A 10,039-nucleotide genomic window follows, 5' to 3' on the forward strand; every position below is an offset into this window, starting at 1 on the left:
AGCTGGCGGTGACGTCGCCCGAGGCCGCCGCCTCCACGCTGGAACTGCACCGCGACGCCTTCGCCCGCGCGGGGCTGGACCTGGCCTGGGAGCGTGTCGTCGCCATGGTCGTGCAGCCCGGCGTGGAGTTCGACCACCACAAGGTCATCGACTACCGGCCCGAGAAGGCGCGATCGTTAAGCGCCTTCATCGAGAGCCAGCCCGGCATGGTTTTCGAAGCCCATTCGACCGACTACCAGACCCCCGAGCACCTGACCCAACTGGCCCGCGACCACTTCGCCATCCTGAAGGTCGGCCCCGGCGTGACCTTCGCACTGCGCGAGACGCTGTGGGCCCTGGCCGCTGTGGAGCGCGAATGGGTGGGCAAGGGCGAAGGCCTGGTCGACACCGTGCTGGGCGTCATGCGCGCCGAGCCTGAGCATTGGCGCGGCTACTACCAGGACCCGGCGCGGCTGGATGTCGACCTCGCATATTCCTTAAGCGACCGCATCCGCTACTACTGGGCCCACCCCGCCGTGCGAGAGGCCTGCCGGACCATGCTGGCCCGCCTGGACGCCGCGCCGCCGCCGCTGACGCTGCTGAGCCAGTACCTGCCGCGCCAGTACGAGGCGGTGCGCGACGGCCGCATCACCACCGGCACCGATTCCCTGCTGCGCGACGGCACCGTCCAAGCCTTGCGCCCCTATCTGCACGCCTGCGCCGCCTGAATATGACCCTGCTTCATCTCGACCCCACCGACCTCGACCACCGCGGCGCCGCGCACACGGCCCGTGAGATCGCGCATCAACCCGCCGTCTGGCAAACCGTCTACGCCCAACTGCAAGCCGAGCGCCCCGCCCTCGACGCCTTCCTGGCGCCGCTGCTCGCCCTGCCCCAGCTGCGCATCGTGCTGACCGGCGCCGGCAGCTCGTCCTTCATCGGCCAGTGCATCGCACCGGCCCTGTTGCGCCACCTCGGCCAACGCCCCGGCATCCGCGTCGAGGCCGTGGCGACGACCGACATCGTCTCCAGCCCCGAGCAATGCCTGCAGGCCGAAGTGCCGACGCTGCTCGTGTCCTTCGCCCGCTCCGGCAACAGCCCCGAAAGCCTGGCCGCCGTGGACCTGGCTGATCGCTTCATCAAGACCTGCCACCACCTCGTCATCACCTGCGCGGCGGACGGGACACTGAACCGGCGCATGGCTGGCCAGCCGGGCGCGCAAGTGCTGCTGCTGCCCGACGAGACCAATGACCGCGCCTTTGCGATGACGTCCAGCTTCAGCGGCATGCTGCTGGCGGCCGCCTGGGCCTTCAGCCTGCCCCTGGCGCCGGTGACAGCGCTGGCTCAAGCCGCCGCCACGTTGGTGGAATCAGAAAGCGACCGCCTCTACGCGCTGACCGACGCGCCCTTCGAGCGCATCGTCTTCCTCGGCAGCAACACGCTGCTGGGCCTTGCCCGCGAGGCCGCGCTGAAGATGCTGGAGCTGACCGACGGCAAGCTCGTGGCCATGGCTGACTCGACACTGGGCTTTCGCCACGGGCCCAAGACCATCCTCAACGACAAGACGCTCGTCGTCATCATCCTGTCCAACGACCCCTACACGCGCCAGTACGACCTCGACCTGCTGCGCGAGCTGCGCCAGCAGGGCCCGGCTCGCGTGCTGGCCCTGCGTACGTCTGCGCTGAACGGTGCCGAAACTCCGCATGCCGACGACGTCCACCTCGCCCTGCCTGCGTCCGCCCCCGACCTGGCGCTGGCGCCCGTGGCCCTGGTGTTCGCGCAATGCCTGGCCCTGCTCGCCTCGCTGCAGCTCGGCATCACGCCCGACAACCCCAGCGCCTCGGGCACCGTGACCCGCGTCGTCAGCGGTGTCACCATCCATCCCGTGAATCAGCAACAGCACCCATGAGCGGCCTTTTCCTCGGCATCGACGGCGGCGGCACCAAGACCGCCTTCGTCCTCGTGGACGAGATCGGCCGCCTGCTCGCGCGCCATGAGTCGACGACGAGCTACTACATCGAGATCGGCTTCAACGCACTGCGCGCGCTGCTGTGCGACGGCGTGCAGGCCGCGCTGCGCCAGGCCGGCGTGGCGGCCAGCGACGTCAGCTACGCCTTCGCCGGCCTGCCCGCGCATGGCGAGGACAGTGAGCTGCTCGRCACCTTCGACGCACTGCTCACCGGCGTGGTGCCACACAGCCGCGTCGGCAACGACATGATCTGCAGCTGGGCCGGGTCGCTGGCGGGCACCGACGGCATCAGMCTTGTCGCCGGCACCGGCTCCATCGCCTATGGCGAATGGATGGGCCGCGGCGCGCGCTGCGGCGGCTGGGGCGAGGTCTTCGGCGACGAAGGCTCGGCCCACTGGCTGGCGCGCGAGGTGCTGGCGCTGTTCTCGCGCATGGCCGACTGCCGCGCCGAGCCCGGCCCGCTGCTCGGCCTGGTGCGCGAACACTTCGAGCTGAAGCATGACCTCGACCTCTGCCGCGAGATCAACGGCAGCGCCGCGCGCAGCGAGCTGGCCCAGGTCGCCCGCCTCGCCACGGCCGCCGCCAACGCGGGCGACGTGCAGGCCCGCCAGTTGCTGGTGCGCGCCGGCGACGAACTGGCGGCTCTCGCTGCGGGCGTGGCGCGCAACCTCGGCATTGCCGGGGTTTGCGGCATCCAGGCCGTGCCCGTGTCCTATTCCGGCGGCGTGTTTGCGGCCGGGGAGCTGGTGCTGGGGCCGCTGCAAGCTGCCCTCGCGCGGCGCCTGCCGGGGTCGGTGCTGAAGACGCCGCGTTTCGGGCCGGAGCTGGGCGCTGCGCTGTACGCGGCTCGGCTGGCCGGCCGGCCTTTGACGCCTGAGGCGCTGGCACGACTGGACGCCTGAGCCGTCGATATCATTCGAAAGCCCGCCCCGCCTTTCGCCACTGCATGCCCACCTCCCTCTCACTGCCCGCGAAAACCGAAAGCCCGCTGCTCATCGACGAGCGGCGCCGGCTGATCCGCGAGTTGGTGCAGACGCAGGGCCGCGTCACGGTGGACGAACTGGCCGAGCGCTTCGGCACCTCCGTCGTCACCATCCGCAGCGACCTGAACTCGCTGGCCTCCACCGGCGCTGTGCTGCGCACCCACGGCGGTGCACTGGCCCAACGCGACACCGAGGAAGTGCCCATCGGCGTGAAGCAGAAGCTGCGCCACGAGCAGAAGGTGCGCATCGCCACCGAGGCGGCCAAGATGATCCGCGACGGCGAAACCATCCTGCTCGACTCGGGCTCCACGACCGAAGAGATTGCCAAGCAGATTCGCGGTCTGCGACTGACGTCGCTGAACGTCATCACCAACGCGCTGAACATCGCGGCGCTGCTGGCCACGGTGCCGCACGTCAACCTCATCATGCCGGGCGGCCAGTTGCGGCCCAACTCCTTCTCGCTGTCCGGCCCCCAGGCCGTGGCCGCGTTGCAGGGCCTGTATGCCGACCGCCTCTTCCTCGGCGTCGACAGCCTCGACCCCGACATCGGCCTGATGACGCCCCATCTGTTGGAAGCGCAGTTGAACGCCCAGATGATGAAGATCAGCCGCCAGGTCGTGGCCGTGGCGGACGCGTCCAAGCTGATGAAGCGCAACCTGTCGGTCATCGCCCCGGTGGAACAGCTGGACATGCTGATCACGGACACCGGGGCGGATCAGGCGATCGTGGATCAGTTGAGGGGGCGGGGGATTGAGGTGGTGTTGGCTTAGGACTGCGTGTGACCAAAGCGATTCAGCCAAATGAAGAGGCGGCGGCTATTGCCCAGGAGTTCATTGATTTCGTCAACGCGCAATGCGGCGCGTACATGGATGCTCTCGCTGGCTACGCAGGTCACCACACAAAGGTTGAGCGTCAGGTTCACCGCATCCTTCGGCCGACGAAGACTGGTTTTAACGAAGCTGCCCAAAAGGTTGTCGTTTGGACTTCGTACGAAGACCCCTCGCAACCCGACGTAATCTTGGACCGCATCACGAGAGCTAATGACTACATGGCGGCGAACGCTCCTGGTGGCTCAAACGAGCAACAACACGCGCGCTCCATAGTCATCTTCATCTATGCATATTGGGAGCTGGAGATACGCCAGCGACTAGCGGATTCGATGCAGGTAAAGCTGAATATGGTTCAGTCAGACGTGATGGGCGATCTTCGAATCTTGCGCAACGCGATTCTTCACAAGAAGGCGTTTCTGCACGCTGACGATTTCGGAAAGCTGACTGTCACGCAAGACCTCTTTCCGAGCGAACAAAGGTTGCACATCGGCTATGAAGATCTCCAGCAGATCTTTGTGCGCGTAAAAAGAGACTGCGCGCGAATTATCTTGGAGTGTCTTGGCGCGATGGAATCGGCGCCATTCGATGTATCGCAGCTCACTGGTGTTGCTCTGCAAAGAAGCAGGAAGCCAGGCAGTTAATTGCGCCTGCCAATGAGGTGCGACCTCATGCTCACCTGCCGGCGCGGCACGAGGTGCCGGAGCTCCCCCACTACCGCGTGCCCAAACTCTCACCGATCGCGCCACCGTGCGTCCAGCCCGGCACGTTAACGTGATACCGCAAAGCCTTGCCCGCACCCGTGGTCCAGAGTTGCCCCCGCTTGACCATCTCCGCCAGATCCCGTGTCGCCGTGGCCTTGGACGCACCGGTCATCTTCATGTACTTCTCGGCGTTGAGCCCGCCCACGAAACCGCCGTCACCGTCGTCGAGCAAACGCTGCAACACCTTGCGCTGGCGCTCAGGCAGCCCGGCGATCCCGTGATGCTCCACAAACCGGCGCTTCACGAGGGCGTTGTCCATCGTGGCGCTGGCCGCCGAGTAGGCCGCAGCACATTGCTGCGCGAACCATTGCACCCAGCCCGTCACGTCCATGCCGCCACGCTGGCAGAGATTCAGTTGGTCGTAGTAATCGGAGCGGCGCTCCAGCAGTTGCCGCGACAGGCTGAACAGCCTGACCGGCGTGCTGAGGTTCTGGGCCACGGCCATGTCGACGAGGGCGCGGCCGATGCGGCCGTTGCCGTCCTCGAACGGGTGGATGCTTTCAAACCAAAGGTGGGCGATAGCGGCACGCGCAAGGCCGTCCAGGCGTGCCGCCGAGGAAGCGCCGCCGGGCGCGGTGTCGTTGAACCAGTTGATGAAGCGCGTCATGTGCCGCGGCACATCGGCCGATGGCAGCGCCTCGTAGTGGACGACCTCGCGGCCGGGCAGGCCGCTGATGATCTGCATCGGGTCTTCGTGATCCCGATAGCGGCCCACGGCGATGCGTTGAACACCTGAAGTGCCGCCCGGGAACAGCGCCGATTGCCACCGGCAGAGCCGGTCTTCGTCGAGCGGCGTGCCGGATGCGGTGGTCGCGTCGTGAACGACGGCGACCAGGCCGTCCACGGCACGGTCGATGGGGCCCGGCGCCTTCAAGCCCATGCGGCGCATGACCGACGACCTGACGGCGTCCAGCGACAGCCGCTCCCCTTCAATGGCCGCCGTGGTCAGCACCTCGTCGGCCATCGAGTCGAGCGCGACGTCGCTGGTACCGGTGAAGCCGATGGCTGCAGCCTTGCCTTCCATGACGCCATGCAAACGGTAGGCCTGGGCCAGGTCGGCGCTGACGGCCGCATTGTCGTAAACGAAGTCCGGCCAGTCGGCGCGAAGCCAGTTCCAGGGGCGTGCTCTCGCGGTCATGAGCCGCAATTTAGCACTATCGGCTCAAATTGTGAGCCGAATTACCAGAATTGCGGCTCAAGCGCCCTGGCCCGCAGCCTCCGGCACCATCGCCGTCACCTCGATCTCCACCTTGGCCCTGTCCTCCATCAGCGCCGACACCTGCACGGCGCTCATGGCGATGCCGTAGTCGCGGCCCAGCACGTCGCGGTAGGCCTGGCCCACCTCGCGGCCGCGGGCGATGTACTCGCGCTTGTCGATGAGGTACCAGGTCATGCGCACGATGTGCTCGGGCGACGCACCGGCCTCGGCGAGCACGGCGCGGATGTTGAGCAGGGTCTGGCGAACCTGGGCGATGAAGTCGTCGCTGTCGAACTCGCAGCGCTCGTTCCAGCCGATCTGGCCGGCGACAAAGACCTGGCGGCCACTCGCCGCGACGCCGTTGGCATAGCCGCGCGGCTGGGTCCAGCCGGCGGGCTGCAGGATTTGCTTGTGGTTGCTCATGTGTTTGTCTCCTGTTGTGCGGCGAGCGAGCGCTCCAGCGCGGCACGCAGATCGGCCGGAAAGGCTTGGGGCTTGTGGGTGGCGAGCGAAGTACAGACCAGCACCTGCGTGAACTCGACGCGCGTGCCGTCGGCGCCGTCGAAGGCGATGCGCAGCGTCATCGAACCGCCGCCCAGGCGTTCGATGTGGATGGTTTGCACGAGGCGGTCGCCATGGCGGCTGACGCGCAGGAAGCGCGTGTCGAGCTGCGCCGTGGGCATGCCGACGCCGCGCTGGCCGATGAGCACGTCGAACGGCAGGTACAGGCCCTGGGCGAACCAGTCCTCGATCAGCTCATTGAGCATCTCGAAGTAGCGCGGGTAGAAGACGATGCCGGCGGGGTCGCAGTGGCCGAAGCGCACAAGTTGCTCGCGTTGAAAGGCGAAAGCGCTCACCGTCAGACTCCCACGTACTTTTGCCACAGCGCCGGGTCGGCCGCCAGCGCCGCCGAAGGGCCGGCCCACGCGACACGGCCGCGCTCGACGACGGTGTGGTGGTCGGCCAGGCGAATCAGCCGCTGCACGTATTTGTCGACGACGAGGATGGTCTGGCCAGCGGCCCGCAGCAAATCCAGGCAGCGCCAGATCTCCTCGCGCACGATAGGGGCTAGGCCTTCGGTGGCCTCGTCCAGCACCAACAGGCGCGGATTGGTGACCAGCGCGCGGCCGATGGCCAGCATCTGCTGCTCGCCACCCGACAGCTGCTGACCCATGTGGCCGGCGCGCTCGGCCAGGCGCGGGAAGAGGCCGTAGACGCGCTCCACCGTCCACGGCTCGGCCGCGCCGCTGCGGTTGGCCGCGAAGGCGCGCAGATGCTCGTGCACGCTGAGGTTGGGGAAGACCTGCCGCCCCTCGGGCACCAGCGCCAGGCCCAGCCGCGCGATGCGGTCGGCCGGCCAGCCGGTGATGTCCTGGCCGCAGAAGCGGATGCGGCCGCTGCTGGGCGCCATCCACCCGCACAGGCAGCGCAGCAGCGTGCTCTTGCCCATGCCGTTGCGGCCCAGCAGCGTGGCCACCTCGCCGGCTTGCATGGTCAGTTCCAGGCCAAACAGCACCTGGCTGGCACCGTAGCCGGCTTGCAGGTCCTTGATCTCGAGCAAGGCCGTCATACGGCCGCCTCCAGCTCGTCGCCAAGGTAGGCGCGCTTCACCTCGGCATGCTCGCGGATCTCGGCCGGCGTGCCGCTAGCGATGACGCGGCCGACCACCAGCGTCGAGATGCGGTCAGCGAGGCGGAAGACGGCGTCCATGTCGTGCTCGACCAGCAGCAGCGTCAGGCCTTCGCGCTTGAGGGCCTGCAGCAGCTCGACCATACGGGTGGACTCGTCCGGACCCATGCCAGCCAGCGGCTCGTCCAGCAGCAGCAGACGCGGCTTGGCAGCCAGTGCAAGGCCGACTTCAAGCTGGCGTTGCTCGCCATGCGCAAGCTCGCCGGCGGTGCGGCCGGCCTGAGCCGTCAGCCCCACCCGTGCAAGCAGCGCGTCGGCTTCTGCATGCGCGGCCGCGTCGGCGCGCGCGGTGCGCCACCACGACGGCGCGCCCTCGCGCCGCGCCAGCACGGCGAGCACGAGGTTGTCACGCACCGTGCAGGGCTTGAAGAGGCTGGTGATCTGGAAGCTGCGCACCAGGCCGGCCTGCACGCGACGGGCCATGCCTTGCCGCGTGACGTCCGCGCCATCGAAGACGATGGCACCTGAATCGGGCGCAAGCGCGCCGGAGATCTGGTGGATCAGCGTCGTCTTGCCGGCGCCGTTGGGGCCGATCAGCGCATGCAGCTCGCCCGCCCGCACCTCGAAGCTCGCGCCATCGGTCGCGGCCAGCGCGCCGAAGCGCTTCACCAGCTGTTTGACTTCAAGCACGGCGCGTCTTCCAGTTCAGTCCCGCCAACCCGCGCGGCGCATAGAGCACGACCAGCAGCAGCAAGGCGCCCAGACCGAGCTGCCAATGAAGGGTGTAGCCTGACAGCAGTTCCTCCAGCAGCAGCAACGCCAGCGCACCCAGCGGCCCGCCCCACAGCGCTCCAGCGCCGCCGATGATGACCATGACCATCAACTGGCCGGACTGCGACCAGTGCATCAGGTGCGGCGACACCAGGCCGTTGAGGTTGGCCAGCATGGCGCCCGCCAGACCCGCGATGGCGCCCGCGAGCACGAAGGCCTGCCAGCGCAGCGCGAACACGCGACCGCCCGCGGCGGCGACGCGCACCTCGTTCTCGCGCGCGCCCTGCAGCAGCCAGCCGAAGGGCGAGTTCACGAGCCGCTGCAGGCCGGCCATGACGATGGCGAAGAGTGCGAGCGCCACCCAGTAGAAGCTCGCATCGTCCTTCAGGTCCAGGCCGAAGCCGAGCACCGAGCGCTGCGCCAGCGACAGGCCGTCGTCGCCGCCATAGGCCTTCAGCGACACGGCCAGGTAATAGAACATCTGCGCAAACGCCAGCGTGATCATGATGAAGTAGACGCCGCGTGTACGCAGGCTGATGGCGCCGATGAGGGCCGCAGCGATTGCGCTGACCCCCATCGCCGCCGGCCAGGCAATCCAGGCCGACGTGATGCCCGCGTCCATCAGCACGCCCACCGTGTAGGCCCCCAAGCCGATATAGGCCGCATGTCCGAAGCTGACGAGCCCGCCAAAGCCGAGGATGAGGTTGAGGCTGGACGCTGCGATGGCGAAGATGAGGATGCGCGTGCCGACGACCGTGTAGAACTCCAGGCCCATGGCCTGCAGCAGCAGTGGCAGGGCTGCGAGCAGGGCCAGCAATGGCCAGATCCAACGGCCGAGCCCGCGGTGGTGGAGGCTGCGCGCTTCAGCCATGGGCGGGAAAGAGGCCGCGCGGCTTCCAGAACAAGATGGCCGCCATCAGCACATAGATGAGGATGGAGGCCAGCGCCGGGCCGAGGTTGGACGCGACCTCGGGTGAGGCGAGCTGGCGCAACGCGGCGGGCAGCAGCGTGCGGCTGGCGGTGTCCACCAGGCCGACGAGCAGCGAGCCCACCAGCGCGCCACGCACCGAACCGATGCCGCCGACGACGATGACGACAAAGGCCAGGATGAGGATGCTCTCGCCCATGCCGACCTGCACGGCCAGCAGCGGGCCGAGCAGCGCACCGGCCAGCGCGCACAGCGCGGCGCCGAGGCCGAACACGGCGGTGAACAGCTTGCGGATGTCGATGCCCATGGCGGTGGCCATCTGGCGGTTGGATGCGCCGGCTCGCACCCACATGCCGGCGCGGGTGCGGGTGACGAGCAACCACATCAGCAGCGCGACGGCGAGGCCGACACCGATGATGAGCAGGCGGTAGGCCGGGTAGAACAGGCCGGGCAGAAGCTCGACGGGGCCTGAGAGCGCGGCGGGCGTGTTCAGCATCAGTGGCTGGTCGCCCCAGAGGATGCGCACCGCCTCGTTGAGCATGAGGATCAGCGCGAAGGTGGCGAGGACTTGGCTGAGGTGGTCGCGGGCGTAGAGGCGTCGCAGAAGTGTGACTTCGAGGGACATTCCGAGGATGGCGGTGCCCACGAGTGCGGCGAGAACGGCCAGCAGGAAGGAGCCGGTTGCGGCTGCGACCGCCGCGGTCAGGTAGGCGCCGACCATGTAGAGCGAGCCATGGGCCAGATTGATCATGTCCATGATGCCGAACACGAGGGTCAATCCTGCGGCGAGCAGGAAGAGCATCAGGCCGAATTGGAGGCCGTTGAGGAGTTGCTCGGTGATGAGGATCCAGTCCATCAGTTGGGTGCTTTCCCAAGCTGGGGCTTTGCGCCACTGCCCAGCGGGGAGTTCGCCCCCGCGGGCGACCTACTTTCTGGTGCGCACAAGAAAGTAGGCAAAGAACGCGCCCCCGAACCGCCCGCCCCTTTGCTT

General features: G+C 67.8%; 12 protein-coding genes. 5 read left to right on the forward strand and 7 right to left on the reverse strand.

Annotated features, from left to right (window positions below):
• The 5 genes from AC1DU6_RS11340 to AC1DU6_RS11360 form a co-directional block, all read left to right on the forward strand.
• Positions 1–707: class II D-tagatose-bisphosphate aldolase non-catalytic subunit (locus tag AC1DU6_RS11340; RefSeq protein WP_477857252.1), on the forward strand; the 707-nt coding region annotated here is incomplete at its 5' end.
• Between the two features lie 2 nt (positions 708–709).
• Positions 710–1,888, forward strand: a complete 1,179-nt coding sequence (locus AC1DU6_RS11345; RefSeq protein WP_477857254.1) for an SIS domain-containing protein — start codon at positions 710–712, stop codon at positions 1,886–1,888.
• Positions 1,885–2,850 carry an N-acetylglucosamine kinase gene (locus AC1DU6_RS11350; protein ID WP_477857255.1) on the forward strand — a complete coding sequence of 322 codons (966 nt, stop codon included), beginning with the start codon at positions 1,885–1,887 and terminating at the stop codon, positions 2,848–2,850. Before AC1DU6_RS11345 ends, AC1DU6_RS11350 begins: the two co-directional genes overlap by 4 nt.
• A gap of 44 nt (positions 2,851–2,894) precedes the next feature.
• Positions 2,895–3,701 (forward strand): DeoR/GlpR family DNA-binding transcription regulator, encoded by an 807-nt coding sequence (locus tag AC1DU6_RS11355; protein ID WP_457323419.1) that lies wholly within the window; start codon positions 2,895–2,897, stop codon positions 3,699–3,701.
• 8 nt (positions 3,702–3,709) lie between these two features.
• Positions 3,710–4,402 (forward strand): hypothetical protein, encoded by a 693-nt coding sequence (locus tag AC1DU6_RS11360; protein WP_056193545.1) that lies wholly within the window; start codon positions 3,710–3,712, stop codon positions 4,400–4,402.
• 70 nt (positions 4,403–4,472) lie between these two features.
• Here AC1DU6_RS11360 and AC1DU6_RS11365 read toward each other — a convergent pair whose 3' ends face one another.
• Genes AC1DU6_RS11365 through AC1DU6_RS11395 form a run of 7 tightly spaced genes read right to left on the reverse strand, consistent with a single transcriptional unit; the run spans position 4,473 to position 9,904 of the window.
• The gene (locus tag AC1DU6_RS11365; protein ID WP_457323418.1) at positions 4,473–5,660 is read right to left on the reverse strand and encodes a Fic family protein; all 1,188 of its coding nucleotides are present in this window, start codon (positions 5,658–5,660) and stop codon (positions 4,473–4,475) included.
• 57 nt (positions 5,661–5,717) lie between these two features.
• Complete coding sequence (locus AC1DU6_RS11370) at positions 5,718–6,143, reverse strand: RidA family protein (RefSeq protein ID WP_457323417.1); 426 nt, start codon at positions 6,141–6,143, stop codon at positions 5,718–5,720.
• The gene (locus tag AC1DU6_RS11375; RefSeq protein ID WP_457323416.1) at positions 6,140–6,577 is read right to left on the reverse strand and encodes an acyl-CoA thioesterase; all 438 of its coding nucleotides are present in this window, start codon (positions 6,575–6,577) and stop codon (positions 6,140–6,142) included. Before AC1DU6_RS11375 ends, AC1DU6_RS11370 begins: the two co-directional genes overlap by 4 nt.
• A 2-nt stretch (positions 6,578–6,579) precedes the next feature.
• The gene (locus tag AC1DU6_RS11380; RefSeq protein WP_457323415.1) at positions 6,580–7,290 is read right to left on the reverse strand and encodes an ABC transporter ATP-binding protein; all 711 of its coding nucleotides are present in this window, start codon (positions 7,288–7,290) and stop codon (positions 6,580–6,582) included.
• Complete coding sequence (locus tag AC1DU6_RS11385; RefSeq protein ID WP_457323414.1) at positions 7,287–8,039, reverse strand: ABC transporter ATP-binding protein; 753 nt, start codon at positions 8,037–8,039, stop codon at positions 7,287–7,289. Before AC1DU6_RS11385 ends, AC1DU6_RS11380 begins: the two co-directional genes overlap by 4 nt.
• The gene (locus AC1DU6_RS11390; protein ID WP_457323413.1) at positions 8,032–8,991 is read right to left on the reverse strand and encodes a branched-chain amino acid ABC transporter permease; all 960 of its coding nucleotides are present in this window, start codon (positions 8,989–8,991) and stop codon (positions 8,032–8,034) included. Before AC1DU6_RS11390 ends, AC1DU6_RS11385 begins: the two co-directional genes overlap by 8 nt.
• Entirely contained in the window at positions 8,984–9,904 is a 921-nt protein-coding gene (locus AC1DU6_RS11395) for a branched-chain amino acid ABC transporter permease (RefSeq protein WP_477857260.1), read from the reverse strand. Before AC1DU6_RS11395 ends, AC1DU6_RS11390 begins: the two co-directional genes overlap by 8 nt.
• Between the last annotated feature and the right edge of the window lie 135 nt (positions 9,905–10,039).

The sequence above is a fragment of the Roseateles sp. P5_B10 genome, assembly GCF_056400485.1.

Excerpts from the sequence above, each read along its gene's own strand:
- AC1DU6_RS11370 (WP_457323417.1), bottom strand. The coding sequence starts at position 6,143 with ATGAGCAACCACAAGCAAATCCTGCAGCCCGCCGGCTGGACCCAGCCG.
- AC1DU6_RS11390 (WP_457323413.1), bottom strand. The coding sequence starts at position 8,991 with ATGGCTGAAGCGCGCAGCCTCCACCACCGCGGGCTCGGCCGTTGGATC.
- AC1DU6_RS11395 (WP_477857260.1), bottom strand. The coding sequence starts at position 9,904 with ATGGACTGGATCCTCATCACCGAGCAACTCCTCAACGGCCTCCAATTC.
- AC1DU6_RS11365 (WP_457323418.1), bottom strand. The coding sequence starts at position 5,660 with ATGACCGCGAGAGCACGCCCCTGGAACTGGCTTCGCGCCGACTGGCCG.
- AC1DU6_RS11380 (WP_457323415.1), bottom strand. The coding sequence starts at position 7,290 with ATGACGGCCTTGCTCGAGATCAAGGACCTGCAAGCCGGCTACGGTGCC.
- AC1DU6_RS11345 (WP_477857254.1), top strand. The coding sequence starts at position 710 with ATGACCCTGCTTCATCTCGACCCCACCGACCTCGACCACCGCGGCGCC.
- AC1DU6_RS11355 (WP_457323419.1), top strand. The coding sequence starts at position 2,895 with ATGCCCACCTCCCTCTCACTGCCCGCGAAAACCGAAAGCCCGCTGCTC.